Annotated in this window: 22 protein-coding genes and 2 pseudogenes; 15 read left to right on the top strand and 9 right to left on the bottom strand. The window is 69.8% G+C overall.

Annotated features, from left to right (window positions below):
- The first annotated feature begins 61 nt into the window (after window positions 1-61).
- Window positions 62-475: a hypothetical protein gene (locus ACIRR9_RS01795; protein WP_403746484.1), complete on the top strand. Its 414-nt coding sequence runs from the start codon at window positions 62-64 to the stop codon at window positions 473-475.
- Window positions 476-651: 176 nt separating this feature from the next.
- Window positions 652-3,852: a tetratricopeptide repeat protein gene (locus tag ACIRR9_RS01790; protein ID WP_403746482.1), complete on the top strand. Its 3,201-nt coding sequence runs from the start codon at window positions 652-654 to the stop codon at window positions 3,850-3,852.
- A 6-nt stretch (window positions 3,853-3,858) separates the two neighbouring features.
- Here ACIRR9_RS01790 and ACIRR9_RS01785 read toward each other — a convergent pair whose 3' ends face one another.
- Both ACIRR9_RS01785 and mca read right to left on the bottom strand, forming a co-directional pair.
- Window positions 3,859-4,116 carry a hypothetical protein gene (locus ACIRR9_RS01785; RefSeq protein WP_384559756.1) on the bottom strand — a complete coding sequence of 86 codons (258 nt, stop codon included), beginning with the start codon at window positions 4,114-4,116 and terminating at the stop codon, window positions 3,859-3,861.
- Window positions 4,109-4,990 carry a mycothiol conjugate amidase Mca gene (gene mca, locus ACIRR9_RS01780; RefSeq protein ID WP_365340163.1) on the bottom strand — a complete coding sequence of 294 codons (882 nt, stop codon included), beginning with the start codon at window positions 4,988-4,990 and terminating at the stop codon, window positions 4,109-4,111. Before mca ends, ACIRR9_RS01785 begins: the two co-directional genes overlap by 8 nt.
- 193 nt (window positions 4,991-5,183) lie before the next feature.
- Between mca and ACIRR9_RS01775 the strand changes: the two genes are divergently transcribed.
- Window positions 5,184-5,582: a DUF4307 domain-containing protein gene (locus ACIRR9_RS01775; RefSeq protein ID WP_123974522.1), complete on the top strand. Its 399-nt coding sequence runs from the start codon at window positions 5,184-5,186 to the stop codon at window positions 5,580-5,582.
- A 178-nt stretch (window positions 5,583-5,760) separates the two neighbouring features.
- Window positions 5,761-6,261, top strand: a complete 501-nt coding sequence (gene greA / locus ACIRR9_RS01770; RefSeq protein ID WP_365340167.1) for a transcription elongation factor GreA — start codon at window positions 5,761-5,763, stop codon at window positions 6,259-6,261.
- Window positions 6,262-6,347: 86 nt separating this feature from the next.
- On the opposite strand, the gene ACIRR9_RS01765 is transcribed toward greA, so the two are convergent.
- From ACIRR9_RS01765 to ilvA, 3 genes are all read right to left on the bottom strand, one after another.
- Window positions 6,348-7,205 (bottom strand): ABC transporter permease, encoded by an 858-nt coding sequence (locus ACIRR9_RS01765; RefSeq protein ID WP_365340169.1) that lies wholly within the window; start codon window positions 7,203-7,205, stop codon window positions 6,348-6,350.
- A complete protein-coding gene (locus ACIRR9_RS01760) occupies window positions 7,202-8,218 on the bottom strand; it encodes an ATP-binding cassette domain-containing protein (RefSeq protein WP_403746477.1) in 1,017 nt (338 codons plus the stop codon). Before ACIRR9_RS01760 ends, ACIRR9_RS01765 begins: the two co-directional genes overlap by 4 nt.
- A gap of 223 nt (window positions 8,219-8,441) precedes the next feature.
- Entirely contained in the window at window positions 8,442-9,671 is a 1,230-nt protein-coding gene (gene ilvA / locus ACIRR9_RS01755; protein WP_403746475.1) for a threonine ammonia-lyase, read from the bottom strand.
- Window positions 9,672-9,832: 161 nt separating this feature from the next.
- Between ilvA and ACIRR9_RS01750 the strand changes: the two genes are divergently transcribed.
- From ACIRR9_RS01750 to ACIRR9_RS01740, 3 genes are all read left to right on the top strand, one after another.
- Window positions 9,833-10,333 carry a MarR family winged helix-turn-helix transcriptional regulator gene (locus ACIRR9_RS01750; RefSeq protein WP_403746472.1) on the top strand — a complete coding sequence of 167 codons (501 nt, stop codon included), beginning with the start codon at window positions 9,833-9,835 and terminating at the stop codon, window positions 10,331-10,333.
- A 493-nt stretch (window positions 10,334-10,826) separates the two neighbouring features.
- The gene (locus tag ACIRR9_RS01745) at window positions 10,827-11,333 is read left to right on the top strand and encodes a sigma factor-like helix-turn-helix DNA-binding protein (RefSeq protein WP_365340177.1); all 507 of its coding nucleotides are present in this window, start codon (window positions 10,827-10,829) and stop codon (window positions 11,331-11,333) included.
- A complete protein-coding gene (locus ACIRR9_RS01740) occupies window positions 11,330-11,578 on the top strand; it encodes a hypothetical protein (protein WP_384559767.1) in 249 nt (82 codons plus the stop codon). The genes ACIRR9_RS01745 and ACIRR9_RS01740 overlap by 4 nt, the downstream gene beginning before the upstream one ends.
- Window position 11,579: 1 nt before the next feature.
- On the opposite strand, the gene ACIRR9_RS01735 is transcribed toward ACIRR9_RS01740, so the two are convergent.
- Window positions 11,580-12,734 (bottom strand): cystathionine gamma-synthase, encoded by a 1,155-nt coding sequence (locus ACIRR9_RS01735; RefSeq protein ID WP_403746469.1) that lies wholly within the window; start codon window positions 12,732-12,734, stop codon window positions 11,580-11,582.
- 119 nt (window positions 12,735-12,853) lie between these two features.
- Between ACIRR9_RS01735 and ACIRR9_RS01730 the strand changes: the two genes are divergently transcribed.
- The 3 genes from ACIRR9_RS01730 (at window position 12,854) to msrA (ending at window position 16,743) form a co-directional block, all read left to right on the top strand.
- Complete coding sequence (locus tag ACIRR9_RS01730) at window positions 12,854-13,972, top strand: hypothetical protein (RefSeq protein ID WP_403746466.1); 1,119 nt, start codon at window positions 12,854-12,856, stop codon at window positions 13,970-13,972.
- A gap of 283 nt (window positions 13,973-14,255) precedes the next feature.
- Window positions 14,256-15,890, top strand: a complete 1,635-nt coding sequence (locus tag ACIRR9_RS01725; RefSeq protein ID WP_403746464.1) for a M48 family metallopeptidase — start codon at window positions 14,256-14,258, stop codon at window positions 15,888-15,890.
- Between the two features lie 166 nt (window positions 15,891-16,056).
- Window positions 16,057-16,743: a peptide-methionine (S)-S-oxide reductase MsrA gene (msrA, locus tag ACIRR9_RS01720; protein ID WP_403746462.1), complete on the top strand. Its 687-nt coding sequence runs from the start codon at window positions 16,057-16,059 to the stop codon at window positions 16,741-16,743.
- 332 nt (window positions 16,744-17,075) lie between these two features.
- Here the strand turns inward: msrA and ACIRR9_RS01715 are convergent, their stop codons facing one another.
- Window positions 17,076-17,354: a hypothetical protein gene (locus ACIRR9_RS01715; RefSeq protein ID WP_403746459.1), complete on the bottom strand. Its 279-nt coding sequence runs from the start codon at window positions 17,352-17,354 to the stop codon at window positions 17,076-17,078.
- Between the two features lie 7 nt (window positions 17,355-17,361).
- On the opposite strand from ACIRR9_RS01715, the gene ACIRR9_RS01710 reads away from it, so the two are divergent.
- Window positions 17,362-17,679, top strand: coding sequence for a hypothetical protein (locus ACIRR9_RS01710; RefSeq protein WP_403746458.1), 318 nt, complete (start codon window positions 17,362-17,364; stop codon window positions 17,677-17,679).
- Between the two features lie 342 nt (window positions 17,680-18,021).
- On the opposite strand, the gene ACIRR9_RS01705 is transcribed toward ACIRR9_RS01710, so the two are convergent.
- Complete coding sequence (locus ACIRR9_RS01705) at window positions 18,022-19,164, bottom strand: acyltransferase family protein (RefSeq protein WP_403746455.1); 1,143 nt, start codon at window positions 19,162-19,164, stop codon at window positions 18,022-18,024.
- A gap of 505 nt (window positions 19,165-19,669) precedes the next feature.
- Between ACIRR9_RS01705 and ACIRR9_RS01700 the strand changes: the two are divergent.
- Together ACIRR9_RS01700 and ACIRR9_RS01695 are read left to right on the top strand one after the other, a co-directional pair.
- Window positions 19,670-20,447 (top strand): annotated as a pseudogene (locus ACIRR9_RS01700) (IS5 family transposase).
- Between the two features lie 61 nt (window positions 20,448-20,508).
- Window positions 20,509-21,009, top strand: coding sequence for a DUF4304 domain-containing protein (locus ACIRR9_RS01695; RefSeq protein ID WP_403746453.1), 501 nt, complete (start codon window positions 20,509-20,511; stop codon window positions 21,007-21,009).
- Window positions 21,010-21,336: 327 nt separating this feature from the next.
- Here the strand turns inward: ACIRR9_RS01695 and ACIRR9_RS01690 are convergent, their stop codons facing one another.
- Complete coding sequence (locus ACIRR9_RS01690; RefSeq protein ID WP_403746451.1) at window positions 21,337-21,717, bottom strand: winged helix-turn-helix transcriptional regulator; 381 nt, start codon at window positions 21,715-21,717, stop codon at window positions 21,337-21,339.
- A gap of 93 nt (window positions 21,718-21,810) precedes the next feature.
- Here ACIRR9_RS01690 and ACIRR9_RS01685 point away from each other — a divergent pair, with 93 nt between their 5' ends.
- Together ACIRR9_RS01685 and ACIRR9_RS01680 are read left to right on the top strand one after the other, a co-directional pair.
- Window positions 21,811-22,740: an NADP-dependent oxidoreductase gene (locus ACIRR9_RS01685; RefSeq protein ID WP_403746450.1), complete on the top strand. Its 930-nt coding sequence runs from the start codon at window positions 21,811-21,813 to the stop codon at window positions 22,738-22,740.
- 171 nt (window positions 22,741-22,911) lie between these two features.
- Window positions 22,912-23,052, top strand: a pseudogene (locus ACIRR9_RS01680) (DUF4291 family protein); the annotation flags it as partial.
- Window positions 23,053-23,853 lie beyond the last annotated feature (801 nt).

Here is a 23,853-nt window from a genome sequence, read left to right as displayed (position 1 = left end):
GCCGGAACAGGACAAGGGGGATCACATGTTGGAGGGGTTAACGACGACGAAGGTGCGGCAGATGAAGCGGACGAGGCGGCTGAAGAGGTGGGCACTGATCCTTCTCGGTTCGTCCGCCGTGCTGCTCGTTCCGTGGATGGCGGTGCTGGCGGTGACGCTGCCCGCCAAGACCGAGGTGCACAACTGGTCGGTGGCCTGGATAGGGCTGGACGTCCTGATGGCGGCGGGCTGCGCGGCAACAGCGGTACTGGGACTGCGGGGCGACAATCGGGCCCGGCTCACCGCTTCCGCGACGGCGTCGATGGCTGTCCTGGACGCGTGGTTCGACATCACCACGTCGGCGATGGGCACGGAACTGGTGGTGGCGCTGGGCAGCGCGGTGGCGGAGGCAGGCCTGGCGGCCGCGTGCGTGTACCTGGCGCTGTCGAAGGGCTGGGGCCGGATACCCGCCCACCCCGGCCGCACCGCCCAGTAGCCAGGAGAACCACACCGGCCCTTCGACGGGATGCCTGAGCGCCGGCCCGCGGGGTCCAGGAATCGGGGAACCACCACCGAACCCTCACCCGCCCTCTGATCGTCGCCCCCTCGCCATCACGCCCCTCGGCAAGGACACTTGTACACAAAGGAGTTGCCGCTGGAGGGGGACGGGACATGCGGGACGCCCATCGGGCGGAAGCCGACCGGTTGCTGGTGCGAGCCGTGGAGGAGGAGGTCCGCCGCTCGGGCGGCCGCGTCGACGGACAGCTGTTGCTCTCACGCGCACGTGCCGGCATGGACACGATGGCGCGGTCGGCCACCGAGGAGTACGAGTCGTACACCCACGCCCTCGACGAGACGGAGGCGGTCCGGCCGAGCTTCGGCCGACGGTACGCCAGAGACGGCGCCGGAACTCCCCTGCTGGTCGCGGCCGTCGCGGCGGTCGCCGCCACCGTCGCCGACCTCTCCCTGGGCACCGGCGCCGGTACGGCGCTCGGCGCGGGTGTGGCCGTCGGTGTCGTCGGCGCGGCGGCGACGGTCGTGAAGGTCGCCGGTTCTCACCTCCCCGCCGCCCATCACCACGCCGGCGCGGCCGGTCAGCCCGGCGGTCCCGAGCAGTTGCGGCTGCAGTGGCTGACCGCGCTGGAGGTGCGGGGCATCCGTCCGTTCCTCGATCAGCAGCGGGTGCTCAGCGCCTCCACGGGCCCCAAGAAGCAGAGCCCCGGCCTGCGTGGCGCGGACAAGAGCGCGGCGGCCCGCAGGCGTACGGTGCTGCAGCAGTCGTTCGGCCAGCTCCCCCGCCCCGACGGCCCGTTCGCCGGCCGGCAGCAGGAGCTGGCGCGGATCCGGCAGTGGGCGCAGGCGGCCCGGGCGACCACGGAGACCCGTCCGACGGTGGTCGTCCTGCACGGGGAGCCCGGCTCCGGCCGTACGGCCCTCGCGGTCCGTGCCACGCACGAGCTGAAGGACCTCTTCCGGGGTGCGGTCGTGGTGGATCTGCGCGGCGACAGCCGGGGGGAGCCGCCGCTGACCACCCGGGACGCGCTGCTGCATCTGCTCAACCGGCTGGGCGCGCCGCGCGAGCAGCTGCTGTTCCGGGAGCGTTCCTCGCCCGACCAGCAGGTCAAGCGGCTGAGCGAGCTGTACCACCAGCACCTCACGGGTCTTGCGGTGACGATCGTGCTGGACGACGCCTCGGATCCGGAGCAGGTGCGCACCCTGGTCCCGGAGCGTTCGGACAGCCTGGTCCTGGTCACGACCCGGGACCAGCTCGATCTGCCGGCGGATCTGCCGGCCTGGGTGCACCGGCTTCCGGTCACGGCGCTGGACGCGGCGGGGGCGGAGGAGCTGCTGGGCGCGGCGGCGCAGGAGGCGTCGGGGCCGTACGACGCGCAGTCCGCGGACGAGATCCGGGAGCTGTGCGGCGGGCTGCCGTTGGCGTTGCGGATCGCTGGGTCGTCGCTGGGGGCGCGTTCCCCACTGCAACTGGCCACGGATCTGGGCGCGTACGGGCCGGTCGAGCCGGTGGAGCGGGTGCTGTGGCTGCGCTACACCGACCAGTCGGAGACTGCGCGCCGGCTGTTGCGGAGGCTGGCGCTGGCGGGCCGGGCCTCGCTCGGCGCGGCGGCCGCGGCCGCCCTGCTGGCCACGGACGAGGCGGAGGCGACCCGCCACCTCGTCGTACTGGCGCAGGCCGGTCTGATCGACCATGTCCGCGGCAGCCGCTACCGGCTGCACGACCTGGTCCGCTCCTTCGCCCAGGCCCGTCTGCTGGACGAGGAGGAGCCGGCCGACCGTACGGCCGCGCAGGAGCGGCTGATCGTGAACTACGCGGAGCTGGCCGACTCCGTGCTGCGGCTGGTCGACGGCAACATGTCGACCCGCTCGGACCGGTTCAGCCCGCACGGCTTCACCTCGCTGGACGAGGCGCTGCGCTGGCTGGACGACGAGTCGAGCTTCATCACGGCGGCGCTGCGGCAGTCGGAGGGCGTCGACCAGGGAGCCGTGCAGAATCTGCTGGGCGCGCTGTGCGACTACTGCCTGCTGCGCGGCGATCTCTACCGGCTCGGTGAGATCAGCGAGCTGGCGCAGGCGGTGGACCAGGGGCTGCTGGTGCGCTCGGTGCAGTGGCGGACGGGTATCGCGGCCCGTCAGCTGGGCGAGCTGGACAAGGCCCGCACCACCCTCGCCTCGGTCGTCGATCTCTACATGGAGGCGCATCACGACGCCGGCGCGGCCCGTGCGCTGTGTTCCCTCGGCATCACCCTGCACCATCAGGGCAATCTCACCGAGGCGGCGGCCAAGCTCCAGGAGGCCCTGGACCTCCAGGCGGCCCCCGAACTGGCCACCGACCGGGCCTGGACCATGCACGCCCTGGCGGCGGTGCAGCGCGACCGTGCCCGGTTGCCCGAGGCTCTGGACCTGCTGACCCGCTCACTGGTGCTGCACCACGAGGGCGGTTCGGTGCACGGCGAGGCCTGGGCGCACTTCCAGCTGGGGCAGCTGGCGCTGCGCATGGGTGACGTACCGCGTGCGGAGCGGGAGCTGGGGGCCGCGCTGGAACGTTACGGCCGTACTCAGGACGCCCGGGGAGAGGCCTGGGCGCTGACCCAGCTGGCGCGGGCCCGGCTGGTGGACGGCGACGCCTCCCCCGCGGTCGACGGCCTCCGCCAGGCAGCGGCCCGGCACCGGGACAACGAGGACGCGCGCGGCGAGGCCTGGACGGTCTACTACCTGGGCCAGGCCCTGGAGGAGACGGGCAATCTCGACCAGGCGGTCCGCGAGCTGGAGCGCTCGCGCACCATGTTCTCCCGGATCCGGGACGTCTACGGTCTGGCCTGCGCCCGTCATCACTCGGCCCGGACCACCCGCGACCAGCGGGCGGCCCAGACCGGTTCGCTGCGCAACTCGGGCTTCGCCCGTCAGCTCCTCGTCGACGCCCGCGCCGACTTCCAGCGCATCGGCGTCGTGCACGGCGAGGCCTGGACCTGTCTGGAGCTGGCCGTCGTGGACGCCGGCAACACCCGCACCCAGCAGGCCCTGGCCCTGTGCGACGAGGCGATCACCCTGTTCACGTCGTACGGCGACCGCCGCGGCGAGGACTGGGCCCGCTTCCTGCGCTGCACCCTGCTGCCCTATGCCGCGCCCGGCGGCGTGGAGGTGGGCACCGCGGTCGCCCAGGAGGACCTGGCCCAGCTCTCCCGCACCGCGCATCCGCTGCGGGACGAGAAGCTGACCGAGTACGTCACGGCGTACGGCCTGCTCCTGGAACGCGGTGTGCAGCTGGAGTCCGGCTGGCAGGCCTGGCGCCTGGGCATGGTGCCCAGCCGGCACGCCCGTGAGGTCATGGGGGTGCCGGTGCCGGGCGGAGCGTGACGCCGGTCAGCCCTTGGGGCCGGCCGCGGGAGCCCCGGAGCCCGCCTTGGCCCCCGGGGACTCCTCGGACTCCTCGGAGTCCTTGAAGTCGACCTTCTGCATGTGCTTCGTCATGGACTTCATCAGGCCCCAGACCGCCAGGGCCATCACCGCGAAGACGATGAAACCGAGGACGCCGGGGGTGACCTTGTTCTCGTCGACCTCCTTGGCGAGGGGTACGAGGTTCGTCAGTGCCAGGCTTGCGCTTGCGCTCATGTCAGGCATTGTCGCGGATGCCCGCAAAGAGGTCGTCCTCGGGGAGGGAGGTATCGACGAGCGCCTTCGCGAGCTCGTACTCCTCGGTCGGCCAGACCTCCTTCTGGAGGTCCATCGGAACCTTGAACCAGCCGCCGTCGGGGTCGATCTGCGTGGCGTGGGCGATCAGCGCCTTGTCACGGATCTCGAAGAAGTCCGCGCACGGGATGTGCGTGGTCAGGGTGCGCTCGGTGCGCTCGAACTCGCTCCACCGCTTCAGCCAGTCCCCGTACGGCGACTCCAGGCCGCGCTCCAGCATGGCGTTGTGCAGCGCCTCGGTGCGGGGGCGGTTGAAGCCCTGGTTGTAGTAGAGCTTCTGCGGCTGGTAGACGGGGCCGTACTCGGCCTCGGGGTACTTCTCGGCGTCGGCCGCGCCCTCGAAGGCCACCATCGAGATCTTGTGGGTCATGATGTGGTCGGGGTGCGGGTAGCCGCCGTTCTCGTCGTAGGTGGTGATCACCTGCGGGCGGAAGGCGCGGATCTTGCGGACGAGCTCGCCGGCCGCCTTGTCGACGTCCTCCAGGGCGAAGCAGCCCTCGGGCAGCGGGGGCAGCGGGTCGCCCTCGGGCAGGCCGGAGTCGACGAAGCCGAGCCACTCCTGCTTGACGCCGAGGATCTCGCGGGCCTCGTCCATCTCCTTCTTGCGTACCTCGTGGATGTGCTCCTCGATGTACTTGTCGCCCTGCAGCTTGGGGTTGAGGATGGAGCCGCGCTCCCCGCCCGTGCAGGTCACGACCAGCACGTCCACCCCCTCGGACACGTACTTCGCCATGGTCGCCGCGCCCTTGCTCGACTCGTCGTCGGGGTGGGCATGGACGGCCATCAGTCGCAGCTGGTCAGTCAAGACTCAATCCTCGGTAAGTCGGCGCCCCGGTAGCTCGGGGGCGATTGAAAGGTGTCGTCCCGCAGGGACGTCGATGAGGGGTGGTGGTCGGGCGGCGGGCGGGAGGCTTCTATAGTGACCGAATCGGGGGGCGAATAATTCCGGGGTCCGGTTCCTGACGGGTCCGGGGGTGGTTCTTGCCGGGAGGACGATCATGAGTACCGCGAGCACGCGGCTGCCCGAGGGCCGTTACGGCCGCACCTCGGACGAGCGCGCCGACCGCAAGCTCAGGACCGCCGGCGCGATCCTCGGTGCCCTGCTGCTCGTCCTGGTCGGTTACTGGGCCTACCACTACGTGGTCGAGAACAAGATCAGCGCCCAGGTCGTCACCTTCGACGCCTCCGCCAACGCGGTCAAAGTACATCTCGAGGTCCACAAGGACTCCGGCGCCTCCGGCTACTGCACCCTGCGCTCCCAGGCGGCGGACGGCTCCGAGGTGGGCCGTGCGGACTTCCGGTTCACCGGTTCCGCGACCCAGATCGACAGGCTGGTCACCCTCCGTACGACGGCCCGGGGCACCACGGCGGAGCTGCTCGGCTGCCACGCCGACTGACACCAGTGGGCGTCAGCCAGAATACGTAGGGGCTGACCTGCGTTGACGCGACTCTAGCGGCTTATGTCCTCCCCCTTTCGCCGTTGAATTGTTAGGCTCGTGGTTTCGCCCATCCATGAAGGAACATGCTTCTGGGTAGGGCGATGCTTTGTATTCCCAGTACCGACGAGGAGCACCTGTGACCCAGACCAGCGAGAACGTCACCTGGCTGACCCAGGAGGCGTACAACCAGCTCAGGGCCGAGCTGGAGTACCTGTCTGGTCCTGCGCGCACGGACATCGCCGCCAAGATCGCGGCCGCGCGCGAGGAGGGCGACCTGCGCGAGAACGGCGGGTACCACGCGGCCAAGGAGGAGCAGGGCAAGCAGGAGCTCCGTGTGCGCCAGCTGACCCAGCTCCTGGAGAACGCGAAGGTCGGCGAGGCGCCGGCTTCGGCGGACGGAGCCGTCGCGCCCGGCATGGTGGTGACCATCGCCTTCGACGGTGACGAGGACGACACCATGACGTTCCTCCTGGCCTCGCGCGAATACGCGAGCTCCGACGTGGAGACCTACTCCCCCCAGTCCCCTCTTGGCACCGGTGTCATCGGTCACAAGGTGGGCGAGGACGCGGAGTACGAGCTGCCGAACGGCAAGAAGGCCTCGGTGAAGATCCTCAAGGCCGAGCCGTACTCGGGCTGACGCGGACCGAGCCCTGCCGGGGCTGACGCAGACAGACACGAGCCCCCGGCGTCCGAGTGACGCCGGGGGCATTGCCATGCCGTGCGTCACGCGGTGGCGGAGCGGTACTTGCGGACCGCCAGGGTCCGGAATATGGCGATGATCAGGACCGAGTAGATCAGCGAGGCCCAGACCGAGTGCTGCATCGGCCAGGCACCGGACTGGGACTGGCCGGGGTTTCCGAAGAGGACCCGGCAGGCCTGCACGGTGGCGCTGAAGGGGTTCCACTCGGCGATATGGCGCAGCCACGGGGTCATATGGCTGGTGTCCACGAACGCGTTCGAGATGAAGGTCACCGGGAACAGCCAGATCAGCCCGCTGGAGGTGGCCGCCTCGGGGGTGCGGACGGACATGCCGATCAGGGCGCCGATCCAGGTGAACGCGTAGCCGAGCAGGAGCAGCAGACCGAAGGCGGCGAGGACCTTGCCGACGTTGGTGTCCCCGTCCGTTCCGACGCGCCAGCCGACGATCAGGGCGACCACGGCGAGGACCACCAGGGTCAGAGCGGTCTGCACCGAGTCCGCGAGGGTGCGCCCGGTCAGCACCGCGCCGCGTGCCATGGGCAGGGAGCGGAAGCGGTCGATGAGGCCCTTGTGCATGTCGTCGGCGATACCGGCACCGGAGCTGGCCGTCGCGAAGGTGACGGTCTGCGCGAAGATGCCCGCCATCAGGAAGTTCTTGTAGTCGACGGCGCTGGTACTGCCGCCGATCTGCATCGAGCCGCCGAAGACGTAGGTGAACAGCACCACGAACATGATGGGCTGGATGAGCCCGTAAATGATCATCTCAGGAATCCGGGACATCCGGATCAGGTTCCTCTTCGCGACGACCATGGAGTCGCGGAATGACTGGGTGACGGCGTTGGCGGGGGGTGCGACCCGCACGGCGTCGCTGACGGCGCTCACTTCACGGCCTCCTTGCGGCTGTCCTTGCGGGTGTTCTTCTGGCCGCCCTGCGCGCCGCTGCCCTCGGGCTTCTCCTCGGCCACGTGTCCGGTCAGGGACAGGAAGACGTCGTCGAGGGTGGGGCGGCGCAGTGCGATGTCGTCGATCTCGATGCCCCGGGTGTCCAGCTCGCGGATGATCTCGGCGAGCAGCTTGGCGCCGCCGGTGACGGGGACGGTGAGCTTGCGGGTGTGCTCCTCGACGGTGGTGTCGCCCTTGCCGAAGCCGCGCAGCACGTCCGCCGCGGTCTGGATGTGGTCGCGTTCGTGCACGACGACCTCGACGCGCTCGCCGCCGGTGCGGGCCTTGAGCTGGTCGGAGGTGCCCTTGGCGATGACCTTGCCCTGGTCGACGACCGCGATGTCGTGGGCGAGGTGATCGGCCTCTTCCAGGTACTGGGTGGTGAGCAGCAGGGTCGTACCGCCGGAGACGAGCTGCTTGATGACCTCCCACAGCTGCTGGCGGTTGCGGGGGTCGAGGCCGGTCGTCGGTTCGTCCATGAACATCACGGGCGGCGAGACGACCAGGGCTGCCGCGAGGTCGAGGCGGCGGCGCATGCCTCCGGAGTAGGTCTTGGTGGGGCGGTCGGCGGCGTCGGTGAGGTGGAACTGCTCCAGCAGTTCGACCGCGCGGGCCTTGGCCTGCTTCGCCCTCATCTGGTAGAGCTGGCCGACCATCTGCAGGTTCTCTCGGCCGGTCAGGTACTCGTCGACGGCGGCGAACTGTCCGGACAGGCCGATGGAGCGGCGCACCGCGTCCGGTTGTTTGAGCACGTCCATGCCCGCGACGACCGCCTTGCCGCTGTCGGGGCGGAGCAGGGTCGTCAGACAGCGGACGGTCGTCGTCTTGCCCGCGCCGTTGGGTCCGAGCAGTCCGAGGACCGTGCCTTCGGGGACATCGAGGTCGACACCGTCCAATGCCCTTACGTCGCCGAAGGTCTTGACCAGCCCTTCGGCATAGATGGCGCCTGGCATATGAGTCTCCACGTCGTCGGGGATTCTTCGGATAAAGGCTGGATTCGCGGCCTTCGAGCCGCCTATGGTTTCTCGCCGGCGCGACGGCGGGCGGGCGCAGCCGTGCACCACGGCCACACGACACACCATAACGCGATGTATCGCGTTCGTCGACGGATTTCCCCGAACGAGTGAGTGAACAGATCCTGACCTGGTCGTTTCCCGCCCGGACGGGCGGCCGGGCTCAGTCGATGACGGTGTAGCCGGCCTCGCGCAGGGCCTGGCCGACCTCGATGCAGTGCGCGGGTCCCTTGGTCTCAAGGTGCAGCTCGACCTCCGCCTCCGCGAGCCCGAGCCGAGGGTCGGTCCGGACATGGCTCACGTCGAGGACGTTAGCGTCGACCACTGACAACACCCCGAGGAGCGTGGCGAGGGCGCCCGGCCGGTCGGTCAGCCGCAGCCGTACCGCCAGGTAGCGGCCCTGTGCGGCCATGCCGTGCCGCAGCACCCGCTGCATCAGCACCGGATCGACGTTGCCGCCGGACAGTACGGCGACGACCGGTCCGGCGAAGGCGCCGGGGTCACCGAGCAGTGCCGCGACCGGGCTGGCGCCGGCCGGTTCCACCACCAGCTTGGCCCGCTCCAGACACAGCAGCAGCGCGGCGGAGAGCTGGTCCTCGCCGACCGTACGGACCTCGTCGACCAGCTCCTCGACGATCGCGAACGGCACGTCGCCCGGCCGTCCGACCCTGATGCCGTCGGCCATCGTCACCGGGTTCTGCACGGTGACCGGGTGCCCGGCCGCGAGCGAGGGCGGGTACGCGGCCGCGCCCGCCGCCTGGACACCGACGATCCGCACGTCCGGCCTGAGCGACTTCACCGCGACCGCGATCCCGGCCGCGAGCCCACCGCCGCCGATACCGACGACGATCGTGCCGACCTCCGGGCACTGGTCCAGGATCTCCAGGCCGACCGTGCCCTGACCGGCGATGACATCGGGGTGGTCGAAGGGGTGGATGAACACCGCACCGGTCTCGGCCGCGTACTCCTGGGCGGCGGCCAGCGTCTCGTCGACCACCTGGCCGTGCAGCCGCACCTCCGCGCCGTACTCCCGGGTGGCGCTGATCTTGGGCAGCGGGGCGCCCTTCGGCATGAACACCGTCGCGTGCACGCCGAGCAGCGAGGAGGCCAGCGCCACGCCCTGCGCATGGTTCCCGGCGCTGGCGGCCACGACCCCGGCGGCCCGCTCCTCGGGCAGCAGCCCGGCGATCCGGACGTAGGCGCCGCGCAGCTTGAAGGAACCGGTCCGCTGGAGGTTCTCGCACTTGAGGTGGACCGGTGCCCCGACCTGCGCGGACAGATGCCTGCTGCCCTCCATCGCGGTCACCCGCGCCACGCCCGTGAGCATCTTCTGCGCACCGCGCACATCGTCCAGGGTGACGTGGCGCAAGGAGTCAGCCGTGCTGTAGCTCATGACTCAAGTCTCGCAGTTCACAGGCCGAAGGCGCGGGTGTGACCAAGCTCCGAGACCGGTTTGCGCAGCGCCGGTACGGCTCGCCCCCTGTCCGCGTACTCTGTCCCCCACCACAGCACTCTTCATGAAGTGAGCCCCCGGCCATGCCCACAACACCTGAAATGTCGATGGACATGACGACCGTCGGTGACAGCGGTCTCCTGGACACGCTGCAGCACGAGGTGGCGGTGTTCGCCCGCCGTGCCGAACAGACCCGGCTCGGCGGCGTCGGGCAGGTGCGCAACTCCATGGACCGCGCCGCGTATCTGCTGCTCAACCGCCTCGACAAGGAAGGCCCCATGGGGGTCAAGGCGCTCGCCGCGAGCATGGGGATCGACTCCTCGACGGTCACCCGGCAGGTGGCTCCGCTGGTCGACACCGGGCTCGTCAAGCGCACCTCGCACCCCGAGGACGGGCGGGCCGTGGTGCTCCAGCTGTCCCCGCGCGGGATGTCCCGGCTGGAGGAAGTACGTTCGTCACGGCGTCAGTTGATGGCGGAGTTGACGCAGGACTGGGAGCCGGAAGAGCGCGAGACGTTCTGCGCGCTGCTCACACGCTTCAACACCGCCCTTTCCGCCCGCATGGCCGTCCCCTCGGGCACGGACACCGCGCCGGCCTCCTGACCGTCCCCCGGGCACGGACCTCCGTCGGGCTGCCCGGCCTCCCACCGGCGAGGGACACATCCGTCGGCCTTCCGGGCATCCGCCGGACACAGAGACCGCCGACCACCGACCACCGGAACATCCCCCGGCACGGACGCCCCGCCCCGGCCTCCTGACCGTCCACCGGGCATGGACACCCGCCGGGCACGGAACCCTCGTGCTTCCCGAACGTGCTTCCCGCCCCCACCGCCTGGCACGGAACCCGTCTGTTTCCCGAACCCCCGGCCGGTCGCGGAGACCCCCGCCCGCGCTGAAGCATCCGCCCGGCACGGACACGCACCGGCCCCGGCACACGCGCGCACGGACGCCCGCCGCCCTCCGAGAACATCCGGCACACGCTCGTGCCGTCCGGCTCTTGACCGTGGGGCCGTCCCTGGCCTCATATGAGACCGGGCCCCGTCGGACACGTGTCCGGGTATCGGACGCGGCGGGATCCCGTGGACGGGGAGGCACGGTGCGCGATCGGCAGGCGTCCCAAGGCGCCCGCCGGGCCCGGGAGTTCGAGGCATTCGTCGCGGGCGCGGCAGGACGGCTGCTGCATGCCGCGACCCTGCTCACCGCCGAGGCCCCGGACGCCAATCCACGCGCGCGACGCCTGCTGACGCTCGCGCTCGCGCACACGTACGCGTGCTGGGACCGGCTGCGCGGCGAGGACCCGTACGACCGGGCCCGCCAGTACCTCGCACTCCGCTTCGCGAACTCCGCCTGGCACCAGTACGGCGGCCCGCTGAGCCGCGGCCGCCCGCACCCGAAGAGCGCCCTCGCCGTCCTGACGCCCCAGGAACGCCTGATCGTGGTGCTACGGCTGTACGAGGGGGTCGCCGAGGAGCAGACGGCGGCGCTGCTCGGCCTGCCCACGGACCGCGTGCACACCATCTGCGACCGGGCGACGGCCACGCTGCTGCACCCGCCCAGGAAGCCGGGCCCCAGGGTGATGGGAGCGAAGGTGGCGCCGTCGTGAACCGCACCGAACGCGAGGCCGCCGCCCGGCGGATCATGGAACGGACGCCGCCACCGGTACCGCCCGACCTCTACGGCGAGGTGGTGCGCCGGGGCAGCCGCATGCTGCGCCGCAGCCACAGGATCCGCCGGCTGCTGTGGCTGCTGCTGTGCGCGGCCGTGGTGGCGTTCACCGTCTGGGCGGTCATGGCCCACCCGTGGGTGGAGCCGCCGTCCACGACGACTCCACCCGTCATCGACTGGTGACCTAGCCCAGCGCCTGCTGCAGGTCTTCCAGCAGGTCGTCGACGTTCTCGATGCCCACGGAGAGCCGCACCAGGTCGCCCGGGACCTCCAGCGCGGAACCGGCCACGGAGGCGTGCGTCATCCGGCCCGGGTGCTCGATCAGCGACTCCACACCGCCCAGGGACTCCCCGAGCGTGAAGACCTTGGCACGGTTGCAGACCTCGACAGCCGCCTCCTCGCCACCGGTGACCTGGAAGGACACCATGCCGCCGAAGGCCTTCATCTGCTTGGCGGCGGTCTCGTGCCCCGGGTGCTCGGGCAGGCCGGGGTAGAGGACACGCGTCACGCGCGCGTGCCTGCTCAGCATGTCGGCGATCCTCGTCGCGTTCTCGCTGTGCCGGTCCATGCGCACCGCGAGCGTCTTGGTGCCGCGCAGCACCAGCCAGGAGTCGAAGGGCCCGGCGACCGCGCCCATCGCGTTCTGGTGGTAGGCGAGCTCCTCGCCCAGCGTCTGGTCGGACACGATCAGCGCGCCGCCGACCACGTCCGAGTGACCGCCCATGTACTTGGTCAGCGAGTGCACGACGACGTCCGCGCCGAGCGAGAGGGGCTGCTGGAGGTACGGCGTGGCGAACGTGTTGTCGACGACGAGCCTGGCACCCGCGTCGTGGGCGACCTGGGCGACGGCGGCGATGTCGGTGATGCCGAGCAGCGGGTTGGAGGGGGTCTCCACCCAGATCGCCTTGGTCTTCGGGGTGATCGCGGCGCGCACGGCGGACGGGTCGCTGGTGTCGGCGACGGACCACTCCACGCCCCACCGCGAGACGACCTTCGCGAACAGCCGGAACGTGCCGCCGTACGCGTCGTTGGGGATCACCACGTGGTCGCCGGGGCTGAGCAGGGTGCGCAGCAGGGCGTCCTCGGCCGCCAGACCGGACGCGAACGCGAGCCCGCGGCGCCCGCCCTCCAGGGCGGCGAGGTTCTCTTCCAGGGCGGTCCTGGTGGGGTTGGCGCTGCGGCTGTACTCGTAGCCGCCGCGCAGACCGCCGACGCCGTCCTGCTTGTAGGTCGAGACCTGGTAGATCGGCGGTACGACCGCACCGGTGAGGGGGTCCGCCGTGTTGCCCGCGTGGATGGCGAGCGTCTCGAAGTGCTGACTGATGTGCCTGTCGCTCATGAGTAGTGAGCCTAGTGCTCCCACGCGCCCGGCGCGTTTTCCACAGGACGCGCCGCCGGTTGTCCACAGCCCGGGGCACCGGTTGGCCATTTGTCGGCGCCGTCTGGTTCGCTTGACGCATGGCGATTCTCTGGGCCCTGATGGCGTTGCTCCTGCTGAGCTTCGCGCTGCTCCCCGTCCTGCGGCGGCGGCGCGGCATGATCGAGCGCGTCCACCCGGGCCACCCGGACGCCGCCGACCCGGCGGACTACGGATTCGTGCGCGAGGAGGACCTCGACGTCCGTATGCCCGGCCCCGACCAGGACCTGCTGGACGTCCTGGACATCGTGCAGCGCACCCAGGACCACCGCGCGGCCGCACAACTGCTCGCGGGCACGGAGATCGCGGGTGAGCTGCGCTGGCAGCGCGTGCAGGCCTTCGCGGGCGCGGCGGCGCTGGAGCTCCAGCAGCGCCCGGGCGGGGTCAGCGAGACGCCGGGCGGGCAGTGGCTGCGGGTGTGGCGGGCCGAGCAGCCCAAGGACGCGGGCGGCGCCGCCGTACACGCGGAGTTCCTGGTGCAGCAGGCGTGGCGGACGTCGACGCCGGGCACCGACGACTTCCGGATCATCATGGAGGAGGCCAGGGACGCGTGCGGGCAGGCGGCGCTGCTGTCCCCCGGTGACCCGGTGCCGTATGTCATCGAGCTGTCGGTGGCCCGCGGGCTGAACTACTCGCAGCCCGAGTTCGAGAAGCTGTGGCTGAAGATCCTGGACCGGGCGCCCACGCACATGGGGGCGCATCTGGCGGCGCTGCACTACTGGTGCGAGAAGTGGCACGGTTCGCGCGAGCTGGCGTACTCCTTCGCCGAGGCCGCCGCAGCGCGCGCCCCGCAGGGCTCGCTGCTGGCCGCGATGCCGTTGTTCGCGGTCTTCGAGCACCTCCCCGAGGTGAACCTGGTGGCGAGCCTCTACCAGAGCGAGGTCGTCACCAAGGCGGTGCACGGCGCGCTGCACGCCGTGCACTCGGCCCGCCAGGACGACCCGATGCTCGCCCACGTCCGGCATCTGCTGGTCTTCTTCCTGGTGCGCTCCGAACGCTGGGCGGAGGCCATGGGCGAACTGATACGCGTCGACGGGCATGTGGGGGCCCTGCCGTGGACGCTGTCCGCGAACCCGGCCGCCGAGTTCGCCCTCTACCGCGCGCTGGCCGTGGCGGGGTACGAGGCGAACGGGGGCAGTCCGGCGACGCTGCGCAGCTGAGGACGCCGGCAGAGAGATCCGGTCGTGTGCCGGCCGCGGGTGGCGGGTGGGGGCTGAGCGCGCCCGCGCGCCGGCAGCCACGCATCGAATGCAGCCCCATACCCCTTACGGAGCGCCCGAATTGGCGCCCTGACCTGCGGTACGGCATACTCCGGCATCCCCCCACAGCAGCATCACCAGCACCACCCGCACCACATACGGGCGTCCGTCTTCAGATGGCCCTGTTCGTTTTCCGTGTCGTTGTCGGTTCCCTTTTCTGGGGTCCGGTGGGGGGATCTGCCCGATGGGCGCAACTCTGCGGGCGCTGCGCGCCCTTGTTCTGCTCTGTGGTTTCTATCTGCTGAGCCTCGTCCTGCTGGCGGCGCTGGCCACGCTCGACGTGGCGGCGTTCACCTGGGCGCCCGGGGCCGCCGCCGGGAAGATCGCGATCGTCTCCCTGCTGCTGGCCATGCCGGTCGTGAGGGGCATGTTCATGCTCCGCACACCCAGGGGCGAGGGCCCGGCCGGACTCCCGGTCACGGAGGCCGACGAGCCTCGGCTGTGGGCGCTGGTGAGGGAGCTCGCGGCGGCGACGGGGACACGCGCGCCGGACACCATCGTGCTCACCGGTGATGTCAACGCGGCGGTCAGCGAGGAACCCCGGCTGCTCGGCCTGCGCCCCGGACCGCGCAGCCTCTATCTCGGCGTACCGCTGCTGACCGGGCTGACCGAGGCCCAGCTGAAGTCCGTACTCGCCCATGAGTACGGCCACTTCACCGGCGGCGACACCCGGCTGTCGGCCCTTGTCGTACGCGGCCGGGTGCAGATCGGGCGGACCGTCGGGCACTTCCATGCGAAGGCCGACGGCAAGCAGGCGGCCGAGCGCGCCCGGCAGGAGAAGGCCGCCGCCGAGCGGACCGCGAAGGGCAAGAAGGCCAAGGAGATCGACACCGCCGGCGCCGGGGTCACCTACCGGATGATGGCGGCGATCTACACGGCGTACGCGAAGCTCTACATGCGGGCCACGCTGTCGACGGCCCGCGCGCAGGAGTACGCCGCCGACCTGGCCGCCGCGCGGATCGCCGGGCGGGACGCGACCGCATCGGCGCTGCGCGAGATCCCGATCCTGGCCACGGCGCACGACTTCTACCTGGAGTCGTACGCGACGCTCGGCGTCCAGGCCCGCCGACTGCCGCCGCGCGGGCAGTTCTTCGGAGGCTTCGGCCGGATGCTGACGGCGCGTGAGGCGGAGCTGGCGAGGATGCGGGAGAAGCTGCCGACGGAGCCCAGGTCGCCGTACGACTCGCATCCGCCGATCGCCAACCGGGTGCTGCGCATCGAGGAACTGCCCGCCGACGGGCGCGACGAGGAGGCGGACGGCCCCGCGCTCGCGGTGCTGGCCGACCCGGCCCGGACGCTGGCCGCGCTGGAGGACGCGGTGCTGACGGACGAGGTACGGCAGTTCGAGCACGCGCCGGAGTGGGAGCAGTTGCTGGGCTCGTCGATGGCCGCGGGGCTGGCCTCGCTCGACACCCCGCTGCACCGGGCGCTGGCGTTCCACACCGAGGCCCCGCCGTCGCTGCCCGCGCTGCTCACGGTGATCGACGACGGTCAGCTGTGGCAGCTGGCACAGCGGCTGCCGCTGTCCGGCCAGGCGGCGGCCGCGGAGGGCCGGGCGTTCCGGGAGCTGGTACGGCCGGTGCTGCGGGACTCGTTGCAGAGCATGGTGCTGGCCGAGTTCAGTGCGCGGTCGTTGCTGCACTGGGAGTTCTCCTGGTCGCGTCCTGCGGCGGTACGGCTGCCCGGTTCGGCGTCGGACCTGGACGGCGAGGCGGGCACGGAGGCCGCGCTGGACGCCGCCGTGGACGCTGCGCTGGCCGACCGCCCCGACACGGCCCCGCTGCGCGCGCTGCTGCCCCCGGCCCCACAGCCGGCCTGACCCGGAAGCGACACCGGAAACGGTGCCGAGGGCGCCCGCGGACCTGGCCTGCCAGCCCGCGCCCGCCCGCCCCCGACATGAGCGGAATTCGGACGGCACCCGGCACGTTGTGAGGGGTGCCGCCGCGGGGCAGACACCCCGCCCCCGGGACCGACAGGGAGACCCCATGCTCTTCGGCCGCACGCCCCAACTGCCCACCGCCGAGCAGGCACTCAAGGGCCGCCCCGCGCCCATATTCAAGGTCCCCGACCGCCACACCGTCCTGGGCAACCCTCTCCAGGGCCCCTACCCCGAGGGCCTGGAGGTGGCCGATTTCGGCCTCGGCTGCTTCTGGGGAGCCGAGCGCAAGTTCTGGCAGCTCCCGGCGGGTGTGTGGACGACGCTCGTCGGCTACCAGGGCGGCCACACCGAGAACCCCACCTACGAGGAGGTCTGCTCGGGCCTGACCGGCCACACGGAGGTCGTGCGCGTGGTCTTCGACCCGAAGCTGATCTCGTACGCACGCCTCCTGCAGACCTTCTGGGAGTCCCACGACCCCACGCAGGGCTTCCGCCAGGGCAACGACGTCGGCACGCAGTACCGCTCGGCGATCCACACCCACACCCCCGAGCAGGCAGCCACGGCCGAGGCGAGCCGCGAGGCCTACCAGAAGGCCCTCACCTACTCCGGCCACCGCAAGACGATCACCACAGAGATCCTCCCGGCACAGCCCCGCCCCTTCTACCCGGCCGAGGCCTACCACCAGCAGTACCTTTCGAGCAGCAAAAACCCGGGCGGGTACTGCGGGTTGGGCGGGACGGGCGTCTCGTGCCCGGTCGGCGTCGCGCCTGTTCCCAACGAAGATGAGGGCTGACCTAACGAAGATGAGGGCTGACCTAGTCGCGCACCTGATGGCCTCGACTGTGGTGTGTGCCCGCAGATGGATACGGCCATACAAATCGACCCGACCGACACGAAGTTGCTGCCTTTGACGGTCAAGAACGCGGATCCGGCGCTGGGTGCGAGCGGTCATACGCACTGACGTGAGTGAGGCACAGGATCGGGTGGTTGAGGCGCTGGCCGGGGGTGAGCGGCATGCGGTTCCTCGGCTCGCTGACAGCGTTCCAGCCGGCGAGCAAGCTCGGCGATGGTCAAGACTGCGTCATGGCATAGCGGTGGCTGAGAGGGCGGCAGCCGGCCGACGTACTAAGGGAACAGGCAGATGCGACTCCCGACGAAAGGCGACTTCTTGATCCCGCGACGCACCGTCCCGAACCTGGTCGTAGGGCTCGCCTCCGCGTTCTTGCTGGGAGCGTGCGGCTCCTCGACCGGCACCAACCCCGCCAGCGTTGCTCCGACAGCGCCGGCCACCTCGGGTCCCGCGCCCTCCGCATCGGCTGCTTCAGCACCGGGCGACGTCAGCAGCTCCGAGAGCGGACACCCGGCCACGACCACATCCGTGATGGCCAGGTCGATGAAAAGCATTGGCATCGTGGTCACCGACGACAAGGGGCTGGCCCTCTACCGCTATGACAAGGACCAGCCGGCCCCCTCGAAGTGGACGTGCACGGGTGCGTGCACAAAAACGTGGATCCCAGTCATCGTGCAGGACTCAGTGCAGACTTCAGGGGTTGAGCACAGCCTCCTCGGTACGGTCCACCGGAACGGCATGAAGCAGCTGACCCTCGCTGGCTGGCCGCTCTATCGGTACATCGGCGACACAAAGGCCGGGCAGGTAAACGGCCAGGGGAAAGACAAAGAGTGGTACGCCGTCACCCCCTCTGGGCAGAAATCCGCCGCGACAAGCTGATCACCCACAACCTGAGACGGCGGAGACCGGCCGCTTGGTGCGAAGCGGACCACCCTCCGGTCACGTCTGCCGCAGGAGTGGAAGGGGAAGCGCTGCTCCCTCGGCCTACTGCCGAACGGTGAGGCTTTCATTGGCCTTGCCCGGGGTGGGCTATGGGCACGGCGCGAACCTGGACCGCTGTCCGTCAAAGCCTTGAGACGGTCGGCCTGCTGCGGGTCCGGCTGCACAAGTGGCTGATCCACATGTCAGTTCCTGTCGGCGGGGTTCTTCGAATTCCGGCCTTCCACTCTGGGCGTCCCGTGTGCCAGGTGTCTGCGCGGCAGGAACAGAAACGACACACCGTCAGCGTTCGACAGGCTGCTCCTCGTAAGTCCGCTGACGGTCTTTCCCATGCCTGGCGGCCCACTGGGCGCTTCCCTGCGCGACCAAAGACTTCCAGGACCTGTTCTGCTTGAATGGCATCTCGAAGACCTTGGAGAATAGCCAGGCCCCGAGTATCGAAACCGGAAGACCCAGGGCCAGCGTGAACCAGAACGTGGGCAGCCCGCTTGACACAAAGTGAGGGGCTATTCGACGAATCACGGCCATGACGATCGGAAGATGAATCAGATAAAGGCTGTAGGAGAAGTTGCCGAGACCGCGAACGGGACGTGTGGTCAACAGCCTTATCAGGAATGCGGGTTTGCCGGTGGCAACCGCGGCAAGAACCATCGTCATGGCCGGAGCGATGGCGAGATCTACCCAGAAATAATGGTTCACCGTCCAGACAGGGCCCCGGACGGCACCAAGAGCCAGGACAGGCAGGGCCGCCAGGGCAGCGAGCCATCCCCACGGCAGACGTCGAATCCTGTCCGACGCACTGATGATCCCTGCGCCTATCATGCCGGCAGCAAACACCGGGGCGAGATGCGGAGCGAGCCAGTTATCGCCCTCCACAGGGGATGCACCAGCCGCCATCAGCCCACCGGCGACCACCGGAAGCGTCACGCACACGGCCAATACCGCAGCACCCCACCGTCGACGGACAAACAGAAGAAGGGGAAACAGGAGATAGAGCTCGGACTCCACTCCGATCGACCAGAACGCACCGTTTGGAGTCGGAGCGGTGACCATGTCCTGGGCAACGAGGCCATACACCAGTACCGTCGCGCGGGTCGGTGGCCCGAAGTGCGAAGCCGGCACCACGAACCACGAAATGAGCAAACTCAGAATCAGTGCCGCCCAATACGGGGGCAGGATGCGCCAAGCGCGCCGACGCAGGAACTGGCCAACGCCGCCCGACCGCCAACCGTGACGCGCCGGGGAGATTGCCAGAGAGAACCCGGACAGCACCAGAAAGAAGACGACAGCAAGACGCCCGAACATCAAGCCGCCCAACCACGGAGGCGCCGAACTGTTGGGGTAGCCCGGGAAGGTATACAACCAGCAGTGGAACAGGACTACATACAGTGCCGCCAGGCCACGGAGGCCGTCCAGGCCCAGCACTTGCCGGCGCACATGCGTTCCGCTCGCCCTCTCCCCCTGGTCAGGAGGCGGGGTGGCCAAGTCGAGAGAGCCGCCAGCCGAACGGCTCGAATCCACTGAAATTGTTCAGCCCTTCCCCTGGTCGCCGATTGCCGTACGCCGGCGACGTTCCCTGGGCGACGCGTTGCCGCCCGCAGTACCTGGTACGTCACATCAGGCCGAGTCGTTCAACGGACGAGTCGTCACGAACGGGTACCACCATGCCCCCCTCGACCCATTCACCCCCGGTCACGGACTCGACACATCACACCCACACGCAAAACACATCTACAACACAGAAATGAGCCGAACCGGCAACCCCTTGGCCAGCTTGTCCAATCGGCGGTGACCAGCAACAACGCATTGGCGGGCTCAGCATGGACAGCGCGTCTACTGATCTTTTCAGAATGCGGTGAGCCGCGGGTCTTGTGCTCGACGGTCTGGTCGACAGGGTGTCCGAGCGCGAGCTGCTCTCGTTCCGGACGACCTGTGGGAGCGTGTGGCCCCGCTGCTGCCACCTGCTCCCGAACGGCGCCGCCGTCATCCCGGGCGGTTGCGTGTTCCTGACCGAACAGCACTCGCCGACGTCCTGTTCGTGCTGCGGACCGGTGTCGCCTGGCGGGACGTTCCGGCGGAGACCGTGGGCTGCTCCAGAGTGACGGCGTGGCGCCGGCTGCGGGACTGGACCGAGGCAGGTGTCCGGCCCCGCCTGCACGCCGCTTGCTGAGCGAGTTGCGCCGCACCGACCTGCTGAACCTGGACGACCGTGCCGTGGGCGGCTCGCACATCCGGGCTCTCAAGGGGGGATCACGTCGGCCCCTCGCCCGTCGACCGCGCCCGCCCCGGCTCGAAGCACCCCTTGATCGTCGACTGCCACGGAACCCCGCTCGCCGTCACGCTCACCGGCGGCAACCGGCACGACGTCACCCAGCTTCTGCCCCTGCTGAACACCATCCCATCGATCCGCGGACTGCGAGGACGCCCCCGCCGCAAGCCCCGGCGCCTGTACGCCGACCGGGCCCGACTTCGACAAGTATCGCCGCCTGCTGTGGAAGCGCGGCATCAAGCCCGTGATCGCCCGACGCGGCGTCGCCCACGGCTCCGGACTGGGCAGGGTCCGCCGGGTGGTCGAACGTGCCTTGGCCTGGCTGCACCAGTTCAAACGGCTCCGCACCCGCTACGAACGACGCGCTGATCTCCACCAGGGCCTGCTCGAACTGGCTTGCAGCCTCATATGCCTCCGCCGCCTCCGAACCGCATTCTGAAACGATCAGTAAATCATCGCTGCCGGTCACGCCAACTCCCCCTATGTCTGCAGGAGTTCTTATGACACCTGGAGTAGAGAGCTACCACCAGCAACACCTCGACAAGAACCCGGCGGGTTACTGCGGCCCGCCCACGGCGCAGGAGGTGTTCGTCTCCATGATGCGCGCGCGGATCGCCCCTGCGCTGCGGGCGCTCGGGTTCAAGGGCTCGGGGCAGGTCCTCGAACTGCCCCACCCGGCGTCGTGGGCTCTCCTCCGTTTCCAGAGGTCCGCGTACAACACGGCGGGGCATGTCGAGTTCACGGTCAACGTCACCGCTACCGGCAAGACCTCCTGGGCGCAGGCTCGTGAGCGCCTGCCGCACCTGCCCGCCCGGCCCGACCCGAACGTCGTGTACGGCCCGGCAGCCTGGCACAGCCGCATAGGAAGCCTCCTTCCCGCGGCCCAGGACACCTGGTGGACGATCTCCCCCAAGAGTGATCCGAGCCGCACGGCCGGTTCCGTCATGGCCGCGATCACCGGCTACGCGCTCCCGGCCATCAGGGAACAGCTCCCTTCATGACGACCGAGCCGAGACACTGTCAAGTAGCGGTGGTCCCGGTGTCCGGGTGAGCATCGGGTGATGCCAGGCGTGCGTACGAAGGAAGTCCGGCCATGTGCAGCCGCCGTCGTGTCGGCGTCACGGCCGGCGTGTACGTGGGACGTACACCCGAACGCGCAAGGCGCTCAGGGACGTTCGCCTCCGTGGCACGAGCCTGTACGCGGAACTGCTCCGGGGCTCTCAGGACCAGACGCAGTTCGCTGGGCAAGTTGGTTGGCCACAACCTCATGCTGGTACACGCCCCCGACACCGGTCCGACTGGATCGTGCATAAGTACCCCAGGGGGCCTCAGTCGTCATGGGCGACCGGCTCGGCGTCGGCGTCCAGTGCGTCGAGCACTGCGTCGCCGTTCGCCCTCGCCCACTCGGTCAGCATGTGGATCGGTTCGATCAGCGTCGCACCCAGCGGAGTGAGCTCGTACTCGACGCGGGGCGGCACCTCGGCGTAGGCGTGGCGGCTGATGAGTCCGTGCGCCTCGAGCCGGCGGAGTGTCTGGGTGAGCATCTTGCGGGAGATGCCGCCGATCAGCCCGATCAGCTCGCCATGGCGCACCGGGCCCTTGCTGAGGCCGTAGAGCACGACCACCGTCCACTTGTCGGCGATGAGCTCGACGGCCAGACGCGCCGGGCAGTCGGCGAGAAAGGGATCGCCGGGACCGAAACCGCTCATGGCGGCAAAGGTACCCCCGCCACGGGTACCTGCTGGTTCCCGTCGGAAACCTAGCCTGGGTCCTCTCCCCCTCCCAACAAAGCCAGGAGAGTCATGCGAGTCATCACCCAGCAGACGCTCGGCGGTCCCGAGGTGCTCACCATCGTGGACGCGCCCGAGCCCCAGCCCCTTCCGACCGAGGTTCTGGTCCGTGTCAAGGCGATCGGGCTGAACCCGCTGGAGGCGCGCCTGCGCGCCGGTGAGTTCCCGCTGCTCGGCCGGCCGCCGTTCGTCCTCGGCTGGGACATCAGCGGTGTGGTCGAGGAGGCGCCGCAGACGTGGCGGTTCCGGCCCGGCGACGAGGTGTTCGGGATGCCGCTGTTCCCGCGGGCGGCGAGCGCGTACGCCGAGGTCGTGTCGGCGCCGGCGTTGCACCTGGCGCGCAAACCGGCCTCGCTCTCGCACGTCGAGGCGTCGGCCCTGCCGATCGTCGGGCTGACGGCGTGGCAGGGCCTCGTCGACCTCGGCGGCGTGACCGAGGGCGACCGTGTCCTGGTCCATGGCGGTGGTGGCGGGGTCGGCCATGTCGCGATCCAGATCGCGAAGGCGCTCGGCGCGCACGTGATCGCGACCGCCGGCGGGAGCAAGCGGAAGTTCGTCGAGGGGGTCGGCGCCGACGAGGTGATCGACTACACGACGGTCGACTTCACCGAGGCGGTCCGCGACGTCGACGTCGTGCTCGACACGATCGGCGGCGACACCGTGGAGCGGTCGCTCGAAGTGCTCCGCCCGGGCGGTCACCTGGTGACGGCGGTCGCCGAGGAGGATGCGGAGCTCATCGCCAGGTACGAGGCGGCCGGCATGCGCTTCAGCGGCATCGCGGTCGACCCCGATCCGATCGCCCTGCGAGGTCTCGTCGAACTCGTCGAACAGGGCAGGCTCCGGGTCCATGTGCAGGAGACGTTCCCGTTCGAGCGTGTCGCCGACGCACACCGACTGCTCGACGGCGGTCACCTCCAGGGCAAGCTCGTCCTCACGGTCTGACGCCGTCGTGGGGCCTCGCCGTCCCGATTCGACAAGGACACAGGACAAAGGCGGGAGGCGGGAGCGGGGCCGGGGGGGCAAGCTGAGCGCCCCTTTCGGGGCGGGCTGAGGGGGCGGCGTTCCCGACAAAATCAGTGGCCGCCCGAACCGGCCGACCCCAAGCTGTACGGCATGGACCAACCGCAACGCGGGATCCGTGCGGCCTACGGGGACTCCACGATCACCGTCTACCAGGCGTACTCCCCGGAGATCGGGCTGCCCGCCGTCCGCGAGGGTCGTTTCCCCGCCGTGTGGAAGCTCGACAGGATGACATGAGTCATCAAGCCGCGTTCACAGACCTCTGCCGGTGTCTGGCGGCGAAGCTACGGTGCCGCCCCGCGATGTCACCCGTCGAATCGGCTCCACTCGACGGGGACGTCGGCCAAAGGGGCGAGAGCACTGCGGTGTGTGGCGCCGGCCCAGGCGCTGAACCCGTTGTCGCCTCCTTCGTCTGAGACATGCAGGACGAGTCCGGGAGCAACGTAGAAGCGCGTGGGGGCCCAACGTCAGAACGGGCGCAGGGGCACGGGGAGAGGAGTCCCTCGGTGAGTCGGTCGACCTGCTGCGCGGTGAGTTGGCGAGGGAGTACCAGGTAGTCGGCGCCCATGGAGGCTTCGTAGAGCGAGAACTGGATGAGGAAGCCGCTGAGGGGTTCCTGCTCGGCGATCGGTGATTCGTCGTATTCACGGAACCAGACGGTCGGATCAGCTTCGGGGCCGTCGAGTGTCCACAGCAGCGACCAGAAGAATCCTCCCTGGTTCTCTTCGCCGAAGGCGAGCATCTCCCCCTTGGGGTCGGTCTGAAGCTTGGGAAGGGGAAGGACTCGGTTCTGCGCTCCCAGACGGCGTGGGCGGTGCTGTGCCAGTCGGTACAACTGCTTCAGTCCATCGGGCAGGTCCAGGGGAGATGCCGGTACTGACAGTGGCTCAGCAGTCTCAGACGCAGCGGGATACCAGCCGGTGATGAACTGTGCGAGCGCACTGGCTCGGTCGCCGTTCACATGTCGGAGCCACTCCAGGTTCGGGAGATCCACCGGAGGGAGAGGAGGACGGACACGGTCCGCGTCCGGCTTGC

The sequence above is a fragment of the Streptomyces sp. NPDC101234 genome (genome assembly GCF_044767525.1).
GTDB classification, from domain to species: Bacteria; Actinomycetota; Actinomycetes; order Streptomycetales; family Streptomycetaceae; genus Streptomyces; species Streptomyces sasae.
The sequence above is the reverse complement of the archived record's forward strand: the minus strand, read 5'-3'. Positions and strand labels throughout refer to the sequence as shown.